This window comes from Kribbella amoyensis, from assembly GCF_007828865.1.
In the GTDB taxonomy this organism is placed as follows: Bacteria; Actinomycetota; Actinomycetes; order Propionibacteriales; family Kribbellaceae; genus Kribbella; species Kribbella amoyensis.
The window spans coordinates 1,564,797-1,582,529 of record NZ_VIVK01000001.1 but is presented as its reverse complement, the minus strand read 5'-3'; the positions used below and the strand labels follow the sequence as shown (position 1 = coordinate 1,582,529).

The following is a 17,733-nucleotide window of genomic DNA, read 5'->3' as shown; positions in this document are numbered from 1 at the left end:
TCAGTGGCGGACGTCCCAGGCGTCGGAGTTGCGGAGGACTTCGGGGAGGTCGCCGATGACGCCCAGGCGTTGGGTGCAGCGGGTGAGGGCTACGTAGAGGTCGCGGAGACCTCGGGGTGACTCGAGCAGGATGCCCTCGGGGTCGACCACCAGGACAGAGTCGAACTCCAGCCCCTTCGCGCCCGCCACCGTCAGGACCGTGACGTCGCGCAGGTCGCCGACCGCCTCCTGGACCAGCTCGAGCCGGGTCCGTGACGTGATCACGCCGACCTGCCCGTGCTGCTGCTCCTCGGCGGCGACCTTGCTCACGTACGCCGCCTGGTCGGCCGGAACCACGTCCACGTGCCACGGCTTCACCCCCGTGGACCGGACCGACTCGGGCGCCTTCGCCGTCGGGTCGACCTGGGCCAGGACGTGTCCGGCGAGCTCCATCACCTCGGCCGGGGTCCGGTAGTTCATCGTCAGCTCGGCCAGCCGCCAGCGGTCGCCGAAGGTCGACTCCAGCGCCTGCCGCCAGCTCGTCCCGCCGCCGGCCGCACCGGTCTGGGCGACGTCACCGACCAGCGTCATCGACCGCAGCGGGCAACGCCGCGCGATCGCACGCCACGCCATCGGCGACAACTCCTGCGCCTCGTCGACGATCACGTGCCCGTACGTCCAGCGCCGATCCGCGCCGGCCCGCTCGGCCAGGGTCCGGTCGTCGTCCGCCTCGTACCGCGCGGCCAGCGCCTCGGCGTCCAGGATGTCCTTCGCGGTCAGGATCTCCGACTCGTCCTCGTCGTCGAAGTCGGTCGAACCCGAGCCGCTCAACACGTCGAGCGACCCCTGCGCGTACGCGATCGCGCGCGCCCTCTCCGCCCGCAACCGGGCCGCCTCCCGCCCGTCGTCGCCGAGCAACTCGGCCGCCTCGTCGAGCAACGGCACGTCGGCCGGACTCCAGTCGTCGCCGTACCGGAGCAGGTGCTCGCGGTCCAGCGCGCTCAACTGCGGCGCGGCCAGGGCGAGCCGGTCCTCGTCCCCGTACAGGTCGACGAGCAGTTGCTGCGGGCTGAGGTTCGGCCAGAGTTGGTCGAGCAGCGCCTGGACGGCCGGCTCCGCGACCACCTCGTTGCGCAGTTCCTCCAGGTCGTAGTCGTCGAGCAGGTTCTCCCCGCCGAGCGGATCCGCGCCGATGATGTCCGCGTACTGCGCGGTCAGCGCGTCGATGATGTCGGTCAGGAAGTACGGGCGCGCCTGGTTGTGGGTGAGCCGGCGGGCCCGCGCCCGGTCCCGGGCGTCCGCGCAGACCGCCGGGTCCACGGTCAGTTCGGTGCCGTCGACGACGAGCTTCAGCGGCGTTCTCGGCACCCACTCCCGATCCGCGACCGCCTTGGCGATCACCTCGGCCAGGACGGCCCGGCCCTTCACCTCGGTCACCTCGGCCGGTTCGGGCCGGGTCGCCGTCAGCTCCGGGTACAGCTCGGCGATCGTGACCAGGCGGACGCCGTCCTCGCCCAGCGACGGCAGCACCTGGCCGATGAACCGCAAGAAGGTCGGGTTCGGCCCGACGACGAGGATGCCGCGCTTCTCCAACTGCTCGCGGTGGGTGTACAGCAGGTACGCCGCCCGGTGCAGCGCGATCGCGGTCTTCCCGGTGCCCGGACCGCCCTGGACGACCAGGACGCCGGGCAGGTCGGAGCGGATGATCCGGTCCTGGTCCGCCTGGATCGTCTGCACGATCGACTCCATCGTGCCGGTCCGCCGCGCTTCGAGCGCCTTGAGCAGGACCGCCTCACCCATCACCCCGGTCCCGAGCCGCGACTCGCCGTCCGCGGTCCGGTCCAGGTCGAGCTGCTCGTCCTGGACGTCGACCACCTTGCGGAGCCGGCTCTGGATGTGCCGCCGCCGGACGACGCCCTGGTTGTGGACGGCGGTGGCGATGTAGAACGGCCGCGCGGCCGGAGCCCGCCAGTCGACCAGCAACGGTTCGTACTCGCGGTCGTGCAGGCCGAGCCTGCCGATGTGCAGGACTTCGCCGTCGGCGCTGTCGAGGCGGCCGAAGCACAGCCCCTCCTCGGCCGCGTTCAGCCGCGCGAGCCGGGTGTTCAGGTCACGGACCCGGCCGTCGCGCTGGTGCAGCGCCTGGGCGTTCCGCGTCCCGGCCACCTGCTCGTCCTGCCGGCGTCGCTCGGCCAGCTCCCGCTCGTGGTCGAGCGCGGCGTAGAAAGTCGTCAGGTGAACCTGTTCGGCCTCGACCGGATTCAGCAATTCCAAACCCCTTGTGATAAACTATGCATCGCAGGTTCCCAGAGAGAAATTCCTTCGATTCTCTGGTTGTAGCCACAAATTCCTTAGCTTACCGCATTTCGCCCTTTGCACCTTCTGGCCGACGGGGCACCATCGGAGACCATGACGGTCCATCACATCGTCCCGCCGTACCTGCTCGATCACCTCGAGCGGACCGTGGACGACCCGAACCTGCGGGCGCGCTACCGCCAGTCGCTGGAACGCGACGCGGTCCTGCGGACCCGCCCCGCCGCCACCCCGCGCGGGGAAGCCGCACCAGGTACCTCCGACCAGGGTGCGACGCCGGCGCCCGGTCCGCAACGCACGGTCCATGACGCGGAGCGCGAGACCACCTTGCCGGGCCGGCTGGTCCGGTCCGAGGGCGACCCGGGCGTGGCCGATCTCGCGGTGAACGAGTCGTACGAAGGGCTTGGTGCGACCTGGGCCTTGTTCCAGGAGGTTTTCGGGCGCGATTCCGTCGACGGCGCCGGATTGCCGCTGGTGTCGACCGTGCACTACGGCCGTGGTTACGCGAACGCATTCTGGGACGGCGCACAGATGGTGTTCGGCGACGGGGACGGGGTGATCTTCCGGTCCTTCACCAGCTCCCTCGACATCACCGGTCACGAGATCAGCCACGGCGTCGTCCAGTTCACCGCCGGCCTCGCGTACCGCGGTCAGTCCGGCGCGCTGAACGAGAGCCTGGCGGACGTCTTCGGCTCGCTCGTCAAGCAGCGGCAGCTCGGCCAGACCAGCGCCAAGGCCGACTGGATCATCGGCGCCGGGATCTTCACCCCGGACGTGGCCGGCGTCGGCCTGCGCTCGCTGGCCCGCCCCGGCACGGCGTACGACGACCCGCGGCTCGGCAAGGACCCACAGCCGGCGCACATGTCCGGATACGTCGAGACCGAGGACGACAACGGCGGCGTCCACCTCAACTCGGGCATCCCGAACCACGCGTTCTACCTGGTCGCGACGACCCTCGGCGGCGCCGCGTACGACCTGCCCGGCCGGATCTGGTACCAGGCGCTGACCTCGGGCACGTTGCCGACGACGAGCACCTTCACCCAGTTCGCGGACGCGACGATCGCGGCCGCGAAGGCGCTGGCCGGCGACGAGTCGGCGGAGGTCGGCGCGGTCCAGGCGGCCTGGCGGCAGGTCGGCGTCCTCGGCCAGCACGAGGGGCCGGCCGACGAGGAGGAGTCCAACCTGATGCGGGCCGCGCAGACCACCCTCGACCACCACACGCCGCCCCCGCCGCCCGACGGGGACGACGCCCCCGAGGAAGGGGACGCCGCGGACCGCAGTACGGACTGAGTTGACCTCAAGTGTTGTTGAGGTAATACGGTCGCTCGATGTGACCGTTCATCCTCTCCGGCTGGCCCTGCTGGTCCGCAGTACCGAGCCCGGGCGCTTCGCGACCACCGTGGCCGACTGGTTCGGCGGGCGGGTGGAGCGTCGCGACGACTTCAAGCTCGACGTCGTCGACCTGGCGGTCACCCCGCATGCCGAGTTGCCCGGCCGGATCGCCGAGGCGGATGCCGTGATCGTGCTCACCCCCGAGTACAACCACGCGTACCCCGGCGAGCTGAAGAGCGCGATCGACGCGGTCCGCCGGCCCTGGTACGGCAAGCCGGTCGGGTTCATCGTGTACGGCGGCCGGTCCCGTGGACTGCGCGCGGCCGAACAGCTCCGCCTGGTCTTCGGCGAACTGCATGCCGTGACCCTGCGCGAGACGCTCAGCTTCCACCAGTTGCCGGACACGTTCACGGCGGCCGGTGAACCGACCGAGCCGGGGACGACCGAGGCCGCGGACCAGTTGCTCACCCACCTCGCCTGGTGGTCCCGCGCGCTCCGCGACGCCCGGGCCGCGGCGCCGTATCCCGCCTGAGCACGAAGCGGAGGAATAGGTCGCGCGGCCGGGCTGTTGGCAGTTGAACGTGACTGGTGAACCCATGCCCCTGTCCGTGCTCGACCTCTCGCCGGTGCCGTCGGGGACCCGGCCGTCGCAGGCGCTGCACGCGACGATCGAGCTGGCCCGGACCGCCGAGGCGGCCGGCTACCACCGGTACTGGCTCGCCGAGCACCACAACATCCCGAGCGTGGCCAGCTCGAGCCCCGAGGTGATGATCGGGGCGGTCGCGGCCGCCACCTCGGCGATCCGGGTCGGCTCCGGCGGCATCATGCTGCCGAACCACTCGCCGCTGAAGGTCGCCGAGACGTTCCGCGTCCTGGCCGGTCTGCACCCGGACCGGATCGACCTCGGCCTCGGCCGCGCGCCCGGTACCGACCGGCGGACCGCTCTCGCCCTCCGCCGCAGCCGCGAGGCCCTCAGCGCCGACGACTTCCCCGACGAGTACGCGGAGCTGCGCGCGTACGCGGAGGGGTTCCCGGCCGGGCACCCGTTCGCCCCGATCACCGCGCAACCCGACGACGTCCCGCTGCCGCCGGTGTGGATCCTCGGCTCCAGCGAGTACGGCGGGCAGGCGGCCGCCGCGCTCGGTACCGGGTTCGCCTACGCCGGGCACTTCGGCACCTTGGATCCGGCGCAGGTGATGCACGCCTACCGGGACAACTTCCGCCCTTCGTCCCACCAGGCCGAGCCGCACGCGATCCTCGCGCTGGCCGCGATCGTCGCCGAGACCGAGGAACGCGCCGCGCAGCTGGCCCGCGCGAACGCCCTGTCCATGCTCCGCCTCCGCTCGGGTCGTCCCGGCCCGCTGCCGTCGCCCGAGGAGGCCGCGGAGTACCCGTGGTCCGAAGGCGAGCTGGCCGCCGTCGAGGAGTGGACCGGCCTGGTCTCGGTCGGGACCCCGGACCGGGTCGCCGCCGATCTCGCCCGCCGGGCCGAGGCGGCCGCGGCCGACGAGCTGATCATCACCACGAACATCCACGACCCGGCCGAGCGCCGGCACTCGTTCGACCTGCTCGCGAAGGAGTGGGGCCTCAAGCCCCGCTGAGTACCGCCGCGCCCTCGCCGACCGCGGGGGCCGTTGCCGCGGCAGTGCGTCAGCTGCCGCGGAGATGCTCGAAGATCAGGCTGGTCTCGGCATGGCTGACCGCCGGATCCGCCGTCAGGTGATCGAGCACGAAATCCCGTAACGCGTCGGGCGACTCGGCCGCGACGTGCAGCAGATAGTCGTTCGCGCCGCTGACGTGGAAGAGCGCGAGTACGCCCGGCAGGCTCGGCGCCTGCGCGCGGAACCGCTCCGCCTCGTCGCGCGAGTGCACGCCCAGCCGGACCGCGATCATCGCCTGCAGCGGCCGGCCCAGCGCCGCCAGATCCACGTCCGCGTGGAACCCGCGAATCACGCCCCGGTCCCGCAGTGCCCGGACCCGGGCCAGACACGTGGACGGCGCGATCCCGGTCGCCTCCGCGAGCGCGTTGTTCGGCATCCGGCCGTCCGCCGTGAGCAGCCGGACCAGTTCCAGGTCGACGTCGTCGAGCGCACCCGGCAGCGCCCGAGGGGCCGGGCCGGGCGTCCGACGATCCTTCGGCATGACTCCACTGTAAGACCCGTCCACAGAATCCACAGCGTGTGGATGAGCCTGTGGACGAACTTTCTTCGGAACTCTTGTGGATAACTCGCAGAATATTCCACTCTGTCCACAGCCTCGAGCCGAAGGGAGAGCCCGATGACCCAGCTGGACACCCGCGCCGTGCACGCCGGCCGCGACGACCTCGCCGGCCTCGGCGTGCACGTTCCGCCGATCGACCTGAGCACCACCTACCCGCTCGCCGACGTGGCCAGCGGCGGCGCTGCGTACGACCGGTTGGCACAGGGAAACGCGCCGGAGCAGGCGGAATCCCGCGTCTACCAGCGGCTTTGGAACCCGACGGTGGCGCGGCTCGAGACCGCGCTGGCCGCATTGGAGGCCAGCGAGGGAGCCGTCGCGTTCAGTACCGGGATGGCCGCGTTGTCGGCCTGTCTGCTCGCGACCGTGGCCGCCGGGCGCCCGCACGTGGTCGCCGTCCGGCCGTTGTACGGCGGATCGGACCATCTGCTGTCCACAGGCATCCTGGGGACAACTTCGACTTTTACGGAGTTGTCCACAATCGGCGAGTCGATCTGTGCAGAAACCGGGTTGGTGCTGGTGGAGACCCCGGCCAACCCGACGGTTGACCTTGTGGACATCGCCGCCGTGGTCCGTCAGGCCGGCGACGTCCCGGTCTTGGTGGACAACACCTTCGCGACCCCGGTGCTGCAGCAGCCACGACTCCAGGGCGCGACCATGATGTTGCACTCGGCAACCAAGTACCTGGGTGGCCACGGCGACGTGATGGGTGGCCTGGTCGCGGGGACGACCGAATGGGTCGCGCGGTTGCGTCAGGTACGCGCGATCACGGGCGCTCTGCTGCACCCGCTGGCGGCGTACGAGTTGCACCGTGGCCTGCAGACGTTGCCGACGCGCGTCCGTGCGCAGCAGGCGGGTGCGGCAAAGGTCGCGGAGTGGCTGTGCTCGCATCCGGCTGTGGACAAGGTGCACTACCCGGGTCTGCCCGAGTGCGACCCGCTCGGTCTGGTCGGACGTCAGCAGCGCGGGCCTGGCGCGGTACTGGCCTTCACCACGCCCGACGCGGAGCGGGTACTGACCCGGTTGAAGCTGATCACGCACGCGGTCTCGCTGGGCGGTGTGGACACGCTGATCCAGCACCCGGCCGGGCTGACCCACCGCCTGGTCGCCGACGAGGTGAAGCCCAGCCGGGACCTGCTCCGCCTCAGCATCGGTCTGGAGGACCCGGACGACCTCGTCCGCGACCTCGCCCAGGCCCTCGGCTGACCTGGAACCTCAGGCGGCCGGCACCGGAGCGGGGCGGCTGAGGACCTCGTCGACGATGCCGTAGTCCTTGGCCTGCGGGGGCGTGAACCAGTGGTCCCGGTCGAAGTCGGTCCTGATCCGCTCCAGCGGCTGGCCGGTCCGCGCGCTGAGCAGCTCGGCCAGGTCCTTCTTCGCCAGCAGTGCCTGCTCGGCCTGGGTCTTGATGTCGCTGGCCGTGCCGCCCATCCCGCCGAGCGGCTGGTGCATCATGATCCGCGAGTGCGGGAGCGCGTACCGCTTGCCCGGCGTCCCGCAGGTCAGCAGCACCTGGCCCATCGACGCGACCAGGCCCATCGCGTACGTCGCGACGTCGTTGCTGATGAAGTTCATCGTGTCGTAGATCGCCAGCCCGGCCGACACCGAGCCGCCGGGCGAGTTGATGTAGAGCGAGATGTCCGCGTGCGGGTCCTCCGCGTTCAGCAGGATCAGCTGGGCGCACAGGGCGTTCGCGTTCTCGTCCTTGATCTCGTCGCCGAGGACGAGGATGCGCTGCCAGAGCAGGCGCTGGTAGATGTGGGTGTCGAGGGCATTCGGCTGGGTGGTCTCGCTCATGTCGTCCAGGGTGGTCCGCGACCGCGGCGTCCGCCCGGGAATCTGCCCGTGGCAGATCTGCCCACCGCAGACCCGGATCGAATGGCACACTCGGTACAGGACATCGGGAGCCGAGGAGGGCCGCACGTGTTGCTTCGCCAGGTGATCGGGAACGTCTTCCGCCGGCTGCGCCGGGAGCGGGGTATCACCCTGCGCGAGCTGGCCGAGCTGGCTCAGGTCTCGGTGCCGTACCTGTCCGAGATCGAGCGCGGCCGCAAGGAGCCGTCGTCGGAGATCCTCGCCGCGATCTGCCGCGCGCTCGACCTCGAGCTGACCGACCTGCTGGCGGAGGTGCAGTTCGACCTCACCACCGCGGTCCGCGCCACGCTCCCGGTACGCCTGCAGACCGCGTCGATCCGGGTGGCCGAGCCGGCCCCGCGGCGCGTCGCGTCGTCGCCGCAGTCGTACTCCACCTCGGCCCAGGCGTTCGCCCTCGTCGCCTAAGTGCTCTGGTACGGCAATCCGGCCGCGAGGTCGTGGCGGGCCACGGCCGCGCCCGCTGATGTCCTCGCCTTCCACCAGGGCCTGGCCGACTACCGGCCCACTCCGCTGCACGAGGTGCCTGCGCTGGCGGAGGAGTTGGGCGTCGGCCGCGTGCTGGTCAAGGACGAATCACGGCGACTCGGCCTGCCCGCGTTCAAGGCGCTCGGTGCATGGTGGGCGATCCACCGCGCTCTGCAGGACCATCCGGACACGCAGGTCCTGGTCACCGCCACCGACGGCAACCACGGTCGCGCCGTAGCCCGCCGTGCCGCGATGCTCGGACTGCGGTCCCACGTGTTCGTCCCCGACGTCGTCAGCGCCGCGTCGATCGAGGCGATCCGCGGTGAGGGCGCACAGCTCACGGTGCTCTCCGACTCGTACGACGCTGCCGTGGTGGCCGCCGCTACCTCGGCGACGGGGTCGCGGTTGCTGATCCAGGACTCCGCGTGGCCCGGGTACGAGCTGATCCCGCGGTACATCGTGGACGGGTACTCGACGTTGTTCCGCGAGATCGGCGAGGAGCCGGACCTGGTCGTCGTACCGATGGGGGTCGGCTCGGTCGCCCAAGCCACGGTCACCCACTACCGCAGTACCGCGTCCGCGTCCGTCCTCGGGGTGGAGCCTGCGCGTGCCGCGTGCATCACGACCAGCTTGCTCGCGGGTGAGGCCGTGACGGTCCCGACCAGTACGACCGTGATGGCCGGCCTCAACTGCGGTACGCCCTCCAGCCTCGCCTGGCCCGTACTCCGCTCCGGCCTGGACGCGGCCGTCACGGTCGAGGAGGCGGAGGCGATCCAGGCGGTGGCGGACCTTGCCGCGGTTAGCATCTCCTCTGGTCCGAGCGGAGCGGCGACCCTGGCCGGGTTGCGGGCGGCCCGTACGTCGCTGGACCTGGACCGGGACAGCACTGTCGTACTGATCAGCACGGAGGCCAACTAGTGGAGCTGCGAGTCCGATTCCCCGTCGACGACGTGATCCTGTCGACGTTGCACGGGGTCGCCTTCGGATCGCCGGTGACACTTCTGCCGTGGTCGGAGCGGCTGAATCGGCACGCCCTCACCTGGGTAGGGGCCTTCAGCAACGATGAGCTGATCGGTTTCGTCCAGGTCTGCTGGGACGGCGGCTCGCACGCGTTCGTGCTGGACACCGCCGTGCACCCGGACCACGGCCGCCAAGGGATCGGGCAGCAACTGGTCACAGCCGCCGCCGAGGAGGCTCGCGCGGCCGGTTGCGAGTGGCTGCACGTGGACTACGAACCCCACCTGGTCGATTTCTACGTCAAGGCGTGCGGATTCCGGCCGACCGACGCGGCGTTGCTCAGGCTCCGCGACTGATCCCGGTGAGCCGCTCGGTGGAGACACACGAGATCAGGCACCGCTCCTTGGCATCACCGAGCAGGTCCGCCGTCCACCGCGTGAACCCGCCGTCGCCCAACCCGGCATCACCGATCCCGAGGCCGATCGCCGTCCCCACGTAGTACTGCGATCCCTGTTGGCGTTGGGGATCCTCGTGCAACTCCACATTCAACGCCGGCCGGACCGTGTCGTCGATGCGCTCGCGGACCGCGTCGGCCGAGAACGTGGTGAAGGTGAACCGGGCGTCGTCACCGAGTACGTCGTGCCAGTAGTTGAGGTGGTCGAGCAACATCTCCGCCTCGACCCGTCCCGAGCCCGTGTCCCGCGCACTCGACACCAGCGCGAACAGCTGGAAGTGCGGGAACATCCCCGGCCCGTCCATGGCCTGCGCCCGGACGACTCGCTGACACGCGGCAAGATCCACGCGAGCCTGTCCCGCGCGTCGGCGGACCGCGGCCTCCAGGGTGAGCACGTTGGTCGGGTCGCTGGCGACCTCGGTGCCCCGCATCGTGCTGACCACCTTGTTCTGATTGACCGTGGCGACAGCCGAGCACGTACCGAGCGGTGTGACCGGGGACAGCTCGACTCCGGCGAAGCGCTCAGGGAGTAGTTCCCACAGTCGTGCCTGGGTCCGGACGAGGTCCCGCGGATCCGCGGTCGACGGCTGCACGAACCGGTCGCCCCGCCACCGATCGAGCACGCGGGACGGCGTCACCTTCTCGGCCCGTCGTCGGCTGACTTCCAGCAGAACGGTCTGCAGATCCGACGGACTCAGCCCGTCGACCAGCCCGTCCCGACACCCCGCCGGCAACTTCCCCCAGACCCGCTCACTCGCACCACTCATCCCCCAAGCCTGCCCGGTCCGGGTTTCTCGGCGCTCCCCAATTGATGCTCTGTACCTACTAGTATGCACATGGCGATCGGTCGACGGAGAGGGCGTGGCGTGTGTACGCGATGCAGTACGAGGTGACGTTGCCGGCGGACTACGACCTGGGGATCATCCGGCGGCGGGTGGAGACGAAGGCGAGTGCGACCGACGACTTCGACGGGCTGGGGCTGAAGGCGTACCTGGTGCAGGATCTGGTGAACGGCGCCGCGGTGAACCAGTACGCGCCGTTCTACCTGTGGAACGAGGCGGCGGCGATGGGGCGGTTCCTCTGGGGTGGTGGCTTCTTCAGCGGGATCTGCCAGTCCTTCGGTCGGCCGATCGTGCGGCATTGGACCGGTGTCGACGTGTTGCCGGGGCCGGATCGCGATCGGCTGGCCGTGGCGGCGACCAAGCACACCGAGCAGCTGGCGCCGGACGTGGATCCGGCCGGGCCGGTGGGTGAGGCGCTGGAGGTCTTGAGGGATCGGGTGCGGCTGGCCGGGGTTCACACTTCGGCGGTCGCGGTGGATCCGGCTCGGTGGGAGCTCGTGCACTTCACGTTGTGGAGTGGGGAGCCGGGGATCGTGCCGGGGACGCGGTACCAGGTGCTGCACTTGTCCACACCCGGGACAAAAGAGCTGTTGGCCGAGTGATTCCGCGGTTACCTTCTAGGCATGAGATTTCCCAGTCCACACCTTTGACGCCCTGACCGTTCATCCACCGTTCCGTCGAGCCTGCCAGCGCGCATCATCGCCTTCGAGGCGCTGCAGGACTTCATCCCGCTGTATCCGCTGTACCAGTTGCTGTTCACGGATCACGGGCTGTCGGCCACCGAGGTCTCGACGCTGTTCATCATCTGGTCGACGACGTCCTTCCTGCTCGAGGTGCCTTCGGGTGCCTGGGCGGACGTGTTCTCCCGTCGCAAACTGCTCATGCTCGGCCCGTTCCTGGTCGGCGTCGGGTACGCCGGCTGGATCATGCTGCCCTCGTACGCCGGGTTCGCGCTCGGCTTCGTCCTCTGGGGGACGGGCTCCGCGCTGATCTCGGGGACGTACGAGGCCTTCGTGTACGACGAGTTGGCTGCGCGAGGTGCGACCGCGAAGTACGCGGGGTTGCTGGGTCGTGCGCGGTCGTCCGCGTTGGTGCTGAACCTGGCGGCGACGTTGCTGGCGGCCCCGCTGTACCAGCTCGGTGGCTACCAGTTGGCCGGTGCGGTGAGTGTGGCCAGCTGTTTGCTGCAGGTGGTGATCGCGAGATCCCTGCCGGAGGCGGCCCGGGTGGCCACGGCCGACGAGACCGGCGATTCGTCCCAGCAAGGTGTGCTCAGGCGGTACCGGGCGATGCTGCGGGCCGGGTTGGGCGAAGTGGTGACCAGCCGGACCGTCCGGAAGGCAGTGGCCCTGGTCGCGTTGCTGGGTGGGTTCCTGTCGTTCGACGAGTACTTCCCGTTGCTGGCGAGGGAGTTCGGCGCATCGACGGCGGCGGTGCCGTTGCTGATCGCGGGGACCGTGGCGGCCCAGGCGATCGGCGGGGCGCTCGGTGGCCCGGCGTACCGGTGGCGTGGTGGGGTGTTCGGGATCGGGCTCGCGGTGACGGCCGGGTTGATCGCGTGGGGATCGCTGAGCGGGACGATGCTCGGGTTCCTGCCGATCGCGGTCGGCTACGGGGTGATGCAACTCGTCATCATCGTGGCCGACGCGCGGCTGCAGGACTCGATCACCGGGCCGGCGCGAGCGACGGTCACCTCGGTGTCCGGGTTCTTCGCCGAGGTGTTCGCGGTCGCGGTGTACGCCGGGTTCGCGCTCGGGTCGGTCTGGTTCAGCCTGCCCGTGTTGATGGTCGGCCTGACCGTGCCGGTGCTGCTCGCCGCGCTGATCACCTCGTCGGCCCTGCCGCCGCCGGCCGCCTCCGGTGACGAGCTAGCGGTCGAGGAGAGCGCTCAGTGACGAGGTCATCGCCTGGACGAACCGGTCCCGCTTGGCGTCGTCGGTGTGCTCGAGGGAGAGGAAGGGGTTGAGGTCTTCGAGTTCGACGAGCAGGAGTTCGCCCGAGGCGGTACGGGCCGCGTCGACGCGCTGGATGCCGTACTCGATCGCGTTCCAGTCGACGAACCGCTGCGCGAACGCGAGATCGTCCTCGGTGGGTTCGTACGGCGCGAGCTCCCAGCGATGGGCCGGGTCCGGGGTGTACAGCGCGTACTGGAAGGCGCGACCGACGAAGTAGAAGGAGACCTCGTAGCGCAGGTCGATCAACGGCTGGACGAGGGTCTGCCCGTCCAGCGAGAGGTGGGTGAAGTCGTCGCGGGTGACGGTGCGCAGTCCGATCGAGTCGGAGCCCAGCTTCGGCTTGACGATGTACTTGGTTGCTTCGGGCAATGAGCTCGGGTCGCTGTCGGTGGTCGGGATGACCGGCAGGTCCGAGCTGGTGAGGTCGATCAGGTACTGCTTGCCGACCATGTCGGCCCGGCCGGTCAGCTCGTTGAACACGCGCGTCCCCCGAGCGGTTGCCGCGGTCCGGAACTCGTCGTACTCGGTCTGGAAGTGCAGGACCGGGCCGCAGTTCCGGACCACGACCGCGTCGAACGCGTCGAGCAGGGCGACGGCGTCCAGCGGATGGCAGAGCGCCAGGTCGAAGTGGTCCCGGAGCCGGCGGGTCAGGAACGCGTCCTCGTCCCCGTACCGGCGGCCGCGGGCCGGGTACGTCAGGTCGGTGACGTAGAGGATCTTCGCGCGCATCGAGGACTCCGTGATCGGGAAGCAGCAGGCTATTCGGTGTCCGCCGAGGGCGTGCTCAGGGGCTCGGGTGGCCGCCTTCCGGTTCGAGCCGCGGCGTCAGGTCCAGGTGGTCTCGATGCCGTTGACGAAGACGGTGAGGGCCGACTCGAAGCCGGAGTCGAAGTCGTAGGCCAGACCGTCGTGGCCGAGTTCCTGGGTCACCCGGGCCAGGGTCGGGGCCTTCTCGGGCGGTAGCTTGCCGACCCGGTCGAGCAGGTCGGGTGCCAGCTCGAAGGTGGCGGCGCGGACCGTCGTCTCGCCGAGCAGGAAGCCGTGGACGAAGTCGATCAACGTGTTGACGGCCTCGAAGATCTGCCGCGGGGCGAGCCCGGCCCGGTCCAGGGCCCGGTAGAACGGCTCGACGGTGACCACCACCACGTCCGAGACGGTCGAGGTGTCGGACAGGATCTGCAGGGCGAGGTTCGGGTGCGACCGGAGCGCGTCGCGGTAGGTCCGGGCGGCGTCCTTCAGTTCGTCCTGCCAGGACACGTCGTCGCGGGCCGCGGTGGCCTCCAGGTCGGCGAACACGAGCTCGGCCAGCCCGGCGAACACGGCCGCCTTGTTCGGCAGGTGGTGGTAGATCGACATCGGGTTCACGCCGAGAGTGGCGGCGAGCCGGCGCATCGTCATCGCCTCGACGCCCTCGTCGTCCACGATCCGCAGGGCCGCCCGCAGAATCGCGTCCCGGCTGAGCCGCTCCTCCCCCGTCCGCGGCCGGCCGGACCGATGTGGCTTGCCAGCACTATTCATACGCCGTATGGTACAAAAATCATACAGCGTATGGCTACAACGGGAGGACGATCATGACCGAGCTGCCGCAGGTGGGCGAGAACCCGCGGGGTGAGGGCGCGCAGGAGGGGCGACCGGCGTTCGCCGGACAGCACGCACAGGTCGGCGTGGATCCGCTGGCCGGGCGGGTGCCGTGGGCAGGGGAGAAGCCGCTCGCGGGCAAGGTGGCGTTGGTGACCGGTGGGTCGCGGGCGGCGGGCCGGGGGACCGCGGTGCAGCTCGGGGCGGCCGGCGCGACGGTGTACGTGACCGGGCGGACGACGCGGGCGCAGCGGTCGGAGATGGACCGGCCCGAGACGATCGAGGAGACCGCCGAGCTGATCGACCGCGCCGGCGGGAAGGGGATCCCGGTCCAGGTCGACCACCTGGACCCCGACCAGGTCCGCGAGTTGGTGGCCCGGATCGATCGCGAGCAGGGCGCGCTGCACATCCTGGTGAACGACATCTTCGGGGCGACCACGATCGAGTGGGACGCGACGGTCTGGGAGTCGTCGCTGGACGTGGGACTGAAGATGTTCCGGCTCGCGGTCGAGACGCACGCGATCACCAGCCACTTCGCGCTGCCGCTGCTGCTCAAGGAGCCGGGCGGCCTGGTGATCGAGATGACCGACGGCACCGACGAGTACAACGCGACCAACTATCGGGTCTCGTTCTTCTACGACCTCGCCAAGGCGTCCGTGAACCGGATGGGCTTCTCGCTGTCGCACGAGCTCGGACCCCGCGGCGCGACGGCGCTGTCCCTGACTCCGGGGTGGCTCCGGTCCGAGGCGATGCTGGACGAGTTCGGCGTGAGCGAGGACAACTGGCGGGACGCCGTCGAGCGCATCCCGCACTTCGCGATCGCCGAGTCACCCGCGTTCGTCGGTCGCGCCGTGACCGCCCTCGCGACGGACCCGGACCGCGCGCGCTGGAACGGGCAGTCCTTGTCGAGTGGCCAGCTGGCCAAGGTCTACGACTTCACCGATCTCGACGGCAGCCAGCCGGACGCCTGGCGCTACCTGGTCGAGGTCCAGGACCCCGACAAGCCGGCCGACACCACCGGGTACCGGTGACCCACGCGGGTCGCTTTGTTCAAAGGCGGTGAGGTGGGCACGCGGTCGCGCGGGTCGTCGAGTGCCGTTGAGCGGTGATGGTGCCGTCCGGCTGGGCTGCGAGGGGGACATGGGGATGAGCGGCAGCCAGGGGGAGGCCGGTGGTCCGGGCGAGGGTGAGGAGAGTACGGCGTGAGGTGATGGCGACCGGGACATCTCGTTCATAGACGTACGGGAGCTCCGGCCGGCGGGCTTGGGCCGGGTGGACCAGGGTGTCGCCGGCCAGGATCGCCTGGTCTGTGAGGACCGCCTGGTGTCCGGGGGTGTGGCCCGGCGTCGGGAGGAGCTTCAGGCCGGCGACGGTGGTTTCGCCATCGACCGTACGGAGCTGGCCGGCTTCGGCGATCGGGGCGATCAGGTTGCGGTACGTCGTCCCGGGCCGGGCGTGGTCGGCTTCGGCCTGCTGGACGACGTAGGTCGCGCGGGGGAAGCGGGGCCGGTCGTCGGACGTGGTCCAGCCGGCGTGGTCGAGGTGGATGTGGGTGAGGATCACGGTGTCGATCTCCTCTGGTTCGACGCCCGCCGTCGTCAGGAGCTGCGGCAGCCGGCCCGGCGTACCGAGCCACTCGGCCGCCTCACCACCCGCCGGCCCGATCCCCGTGTCGACCAGGATCGCGTGGCCGTCGGTGGTGACCAGGTAGCTGTGGAAGTGCAGGAGCCAGCCGCCGTCGGGGGCGACGTTGCCGGGGAGGTTGGCCGCCGTCCAGGCCTGGTGCTCGGCGGACCAGCCGGGGAGCGCGTCCTCGATCGGCTCGGGGAAGACCGCCACCGCGTCGCAGAGCACCGTCACGTCCATCGGCCCATCGTCCGCCCTCGGGGGAGCAGCGGGGGCGTGGTCAGTGCAGCCGAGGCCGTGATCAGGCGAGCAGCATCCAGGTGGCGAGGGTGGTCATCAGGAGGGCGATGGCGCCGTCGAGGAACTGCCAGGCGCGCGGGCGGGCGAAGATCGGGCCGAGGCGACGGGCCAGGAAGCCGAGGGCGAAGAACCAGGCGAAGCTGGCGGAGACCGCGCCGAGACCGTAGAGCCAGCGGCCTTCCGTACCCCGCTGGTTGGCGAGCGAGCCGAGCAGGACGACCGTGTCGAGGTACACGTGCGGGTTGAGGTACGTGAAGCCCAGGCAGGTCAGGACGACGGTGCGGAGTGCGGCCGGGGCGTGATCGGCCGGGCTCATCGTGCCGAGGTTGAACGCGCGCTTCGCGGCGATGGCGGCGTACGCGAAGAGGAAGGCGGCGCCGCCGTACTTCGCCAGGTCCAGCGCGAGCTGGCTGCTGGTCAGGAGTGCGCCGAGACCCGCGATGCCGCCGCTGATCAGGAGTGCGTCGGAGAGAGCGCAGGTGAGGACCACGGGCAGGACGTACTCGCGGCGTAGGCCCTGGCGGAGGACGAAAGCGTTCTGTGCACCGATCGCGACGATCAGCGAGAGGGAGGTGGCGAAGCCGGCGAGCAGGGGCATGGGATCGACGGTAGGAATCCTGGGCTGCCGAATCCAGCTAAAGATTCTTCAGCCTGATTAGCAGATCTACACTCGTGGCATGCAGATCGACTCGGCGCAGCTGGAGACGTTCGCCGCGATCATCGACGAGGGCAGCTTCGACGCGGCCGCGCGGCGGTTGAGCGTGACGCCGTCCGCGGTGAGCCAGCGGATCAAGGCGCTCGAGAGCCGGCTCGGCCAGGTCCTGGTGCAACGCGGGAAGCCGACGCGGTGTACCGAGGCGGGCGAGGCGGTGCTGCGGTTGGCGCGGCAGGTGTCGCTGCTGGAGGTCGAGGCGATCGCGGCGGTCAAGGGCAAGGTGGAAGGTCTGCGGCTGCCCATCGCGGTGAACGCGGACTCGCTCAACGGCTGGTTCCTCCCCGCCCTGCTGGCCGTACCGCCGGAGCTGGTCACCGCGTTCGACCTGCGGCAGGAGGACCAGGACCACTCGGCCGAGCTGCTCCGCGACGGCACCGTACTCGCCGCCGTGACCGCGGATCCCCGGCCGGTCCAGGGTTGCAAGGTGCGGTCGCTCGGGCGGATGCGGTACCTGTCGATCGCGTCCCCCGAGTACGCCGAGCGCTGGCTGGCGGGGCGTCCGCTGGCCGAGGCGCTGGCGGTGGCGCCGATGATGGTGTTCAACCCGAAGGACCGGCTGCAGCACCGGCTGGTTCGCAAGGTCACCCGGCGTCGGCTCGATCCGCCGGTGCACTCGATCCCCGCGCCCGGCCCGTTCGTCCGGGCGATCCGGCTGGGGTTGGGCTGGGGGATGATCGAGGAGGAGTTCGTCGAGGCGGACCTGGCCGCCGGCCGGCTGGTCGAGGTTGCCAAGGGCAAGTACGTCGACGTCCCGCTCTACTGGCAGCACTGGAAGCTGGACTCGCCTGTGCTCGAAACCCTCACCGAGGCCGTTCTCCAAGCCGCCCGCGCCGGTCTCCACAGCCCCTGAACCCGTCCGGCTCCGCAGTGCGTCGGCGGACCGACGTGCGGGACTGGCTAGGCTCGGGGGTCTTGAGGGAGGAGGGTGGATGAAGAAGGTTGTGCTGATCGCGCTGGGGGTCCTGCTGAGCGTCGCCGGGGCGATCTGGACGTTGCAGGGGCTGGGCTATCTCGAGGGCAGCTCGATGACCGGTAGCAGCTTCTGGGCGATTGTCGGTCCGATCGTCGCGGCGATGGGTGTGTCCTTGCTCTACGTCACGATTCGCGGACCGAAGCAGCGGTAGT

General features: G+C 70.3%; 20 protein-coding genes. 12 read left to right on the top strand and 8 right to left on the bottom strand.

Annotated features, from left to right (window positions below; all coding sequences use genetic code 11):
* A complete protein-coding gene (locus FB561_RS07590; RefSeq protein ID WP_238334697.1) occupies positions 1 to 2,253 on the bottom strand; it encodes a HelD family protein in 2,253 nt (750 codons plus the stop codon).
* 135 nt (positions 2,254 to 2,388) lie between these two features.
* Between FB561_RS07590 and FB561_RS07585 the strand changes: the two genes are divergently transcribed.
* From FB561_RS07585 to FB561_RS07575, 3 genes are all read left to right on the top strand, one after another.
* Positions 2,389 to 3,582, top strand: a complete 1,194-nt coding sequence (locus FB561_RS07585) for a M4 family metallopeptidase (RefSeq protein ID WP_145804429.1) — start codon at positions 2,389 to 2,391, stop codon at positions 3,580 to 3,582.
* Positions 3,583 to 3,622: 40 nt separating this feature from the next.
* The gene (locus FB561_RS07580; protein WP_145804427.1) at positions 3,623 to 4,156 is read left to right on the top strand and encodes an NADPH-dependent FMN reductase; all 534 of its coding nucleotides are present in this window, start codon (positions 3,623 to 3,625) and stop codon (positions 4,154 to 4,156) included.
* A 64-nt stretch (positions 4,157 to 4,220) separates the two neighbouring features.
* Positions 4,221 to 5,225 carry an LLM class flavin-dependent oxidoreductase gene (locus FB561_RS07575; RefSeq protein ID WP_145804425.1) on the top strand — a complete coding sequence of 335 codons (1,005 nt, stop codon included), beginning with the start codon at positions 4,221 to 4,223 and terminating at the stop codon, positions 5,223 to 5,225.
* Between the two features lie 49 nt (positions 5,226 to 5,274).
* On the opposite strand, the gene FB561_RS07570 is transcribed toward FB561_RS07575, so the two are convergent.
* Positions 5,275 to 5,766, bottom strand: coding sequence for an Lrp/AsnC family transcriptional regulator (locus FB561_RS07570; RefSeq protein ID WP_145804423.1), 492 nt, complete (start codon positions 5,764 to 5,766; stop codon positions 5,275 to 5,277).
* Between the two features lie 135 nt (positions 5,767 to 5,901).
* On the opposite strand from FB561_RS07570, the gene FB561_RS07565 reads away from it, so the two are divergent.
* Complete coding sequence (locus tag FB561_RS07565) at positions 5,902 to 7,047, top strand: trans-sulfuration enzyme family protein (RefSeq protein ID WP_145804421.1); 1,146 nt, start codon at positions 5,902 to 5,904, stop codon at positions 7,045 to 7,047.
* Positions 7,048 to 7,056: 9 nt separating this feature from the next.
* Here the strand turns inward: FB561_RS07565 and FB561_RS07560 are convergent, their stop codons facing one another.
* Positions 7,057 to 7,638 carry a ClpP family protease gene (locus FB561_RS07560; RefSeq protein ID WP_145804419.1) on the bottom strand — a complete coding sequence of 194 codons (582 nt, stop codon included), beginning with the start codon at positions 7,636 to 7,638 and terminating at the stop codon, positions 7,057 to 7,059.
* Positions 7,639 to 7,764: 126 nt separating this feature from the next.
* Here FB561_RS07560 and FB561_RS07555 point away from each other — a divergent pair, with 126 nt between their 5' ends.
* From FB561_RS07555 to FB561_RS07545, 3 genes are read left to right on the top strand one after another with little or no spacing between them, the layout of a single operon-like run.
* A complete protein-coding gene (locus FB561_RS07555) occupies positions 7,765 to 8,121 on the top strand; it encodes a helix-turn-helix domain-containing protein (RefSeq protein WP_145804417.1) in 357 nt (118 codons plus the stop codon).
* Positions 8,122 to 9,099, top strand: a complete 978-nt coding sequence (locus tag FB561_RS07550; protein ID WP_145804415.1) for a pyridoxal-phosphate dependent enzyme — start codon at positions 8,122 to 8,124, stop codon at positions 9,097 to 9,099.
* On the top strand, positions 9,099 to 9,494 hold the full coding sequence (locus tag FB561_RS07545) for a GNAT family N-acetyltransferase (RefSeq protein ID WP_145804413.1): 396 nt from the start codon (positions 9,099 to 9,101) through the stop codon (positions 9,492 to 9,494). Before FB561_RS07550 ends, FB561_RS07545 begins: the two co-directional genes overlap by 1 nt.
* On the opposite strand, the gene FB561_RS07540 is transcribed toward FB561_RS07545, so the two are convergent.
* Positions 9,478 to 10,359 (bottom strand): hypothetical protein, encoded by an 882-nt coding sequence (locus FB561_RS07540; protein WP_170284595.1) that lies wholly within the window; start codon positions 10,357 to 10,359, stop codon positions 9,478 to 9,480. The genes FB561_RS07545 and FB561_RS07540 overlap by 17 nt on opposite strands.
* Before the next feature lie 110 nt (positions 10,360 to 10,469).
* On the opposite strand from FB561_RS07540, the gene FB561_RS07535 reads away from it, so the two are divergent.
* Both FB561_RS07535 and FB561_RS07530 read left to right on the top strand, forming a co-directional pair.
* The gene (locus tag FB561_RS07535) at positions 10,470 to 11,036 is read left to right on the top strand and encodes a DUF4865 family protein (protein ID WP_202880819.1); all 567 of its coding nucleotides are present in this window, start codon (positions 10,470 to 10,472) and stop codon (positions 11,034 to 11,036) included.
* Positions 11,037 to 11,117: 81 nt separating this feature from the next.
* Complete coding sequence (locus tag FB561_RS07530; RefSeq protein WP_202880818.1) at positions 11,118 to 12,329, top strand: MFS transporter; 1,212 nt, start codon at positions 11,118 to 11,120, stop codon at positions 12,327 to 12,329.
* Here FB561_RS07530 and FB561_RS07525 read toward each other — a convergent pair.
* Both FB561_RS07525 and FB561_RS07520 read right to left on the bottom strand, forming a co-directional pair.
* Complete coding sequence (locus tag FB561_RS07525; protein WP_145804406.1) at positions 12,303 to 13,118, bottom strand: ATP-grasp domain-containing protein; 816 nt, start codon at positions 13,116 to 13,118, stop codon at positions 12,303 to 12,305. The genes FB561_RS07530 and FB561_RS07525 overlap by 27 nt on opposite strands.
* A gap of 96 nt (positions 13,119 to 13,214) precedes the next feature.
* Complete coding sequence (locus tag FB561_RS07520) at positions 13,215 to 13,907, bottom strand: TetR/AcrR family transcriptional regulator (protein ID WP_145804404.1); 693 nt, start codon at positions 13,905 to 13,907, stop codon at positions 13,215 to 13,217.
* Positions 13,908 to 13,960: 53 nt separating this feature from the next.
* Here FB561_RS07520 and FB561_RS07515 point away from each other — a divergent pair, with 53 nt between their 5' ends.
* Positions 13,961 to 14,998, top strand: coding sequence for an SDR family oxidoreductase (locus FB561_RS07515; RefSeq protein ID WP_145804402.1), 1,038 nt, complete (start codon positions 13,961 to 13,963; stop codon positions 14,996 to 14,998).
* 19 nt (positions 14,999 to 15,017) lie between these two features.
* Here FB561_RS07515 and FB561_RS07510 read toward each other — a convergent pair whose 3' ends face one another.
* Together FB561_RS07510 and FB561_RS07505 are read right to left on the bottom strand one after the other, a co-directional pair.
* The gene (locus tag FB561_RS07510) at positions 15,018 to 15,833 is read right to left on the bottom strand and encodes an MBL fold metallo-hydrolase (protein ID WP_145804400.1); all 816 of its coding nucleotides are present in this window, start codon (positions 15,831 to 15,833) and stop codon (positions 15,018 to 15,020) included.
* Positions 15,834 to 15,894: 61 nt separating this feature from the next.
* Complete coding sequence (locus tag FB561_RS07505) at positions 15,895 to 16,491, bottom strand: LysE/ArgO family amino acid transporter (RefSeq protein WP_145804398.1); 597 nt, start codon at positions 16,489 to 16,491, stop codon at positions 15,895 to 15,897.
* Between the two features lie 79 nt (positions 16,492 to 16,570).
* Between FB561_RS07505 and FB561_RS07500 the strand changes: the two genes are divergently transcribed.
* Together FB561_RS07500 and FB561_RS07495 are read left to right on the top strand one after the other, a co-directional pair.
* Positions 16,571 to 17,458: a LysR family transcriptional regulator ArgP gene (locus FB561_RS07500; RefSeq protein WP_145804396.1), complete on the top strand. Its 888-nt coding sequence runs from the start codon at positions 16,571 to 16,573 to the stop codon at positions 17,456 to 17,458.
* Positions 17,459 to 17,537: 79 nt separating this feature from the next.
* Positions 17,538 to 17,732 (top strand): hypothetical protein, encoded by a 195-nt coding sequence (locus FB561_RS07495; protein WP_145804394.1) that lies wholly within the window; start codon positions 17,538 to 17,540, stop codon positions 17,730 to 17,732.
* Position 17,733 lies beyond the last annotated feature (1 nt).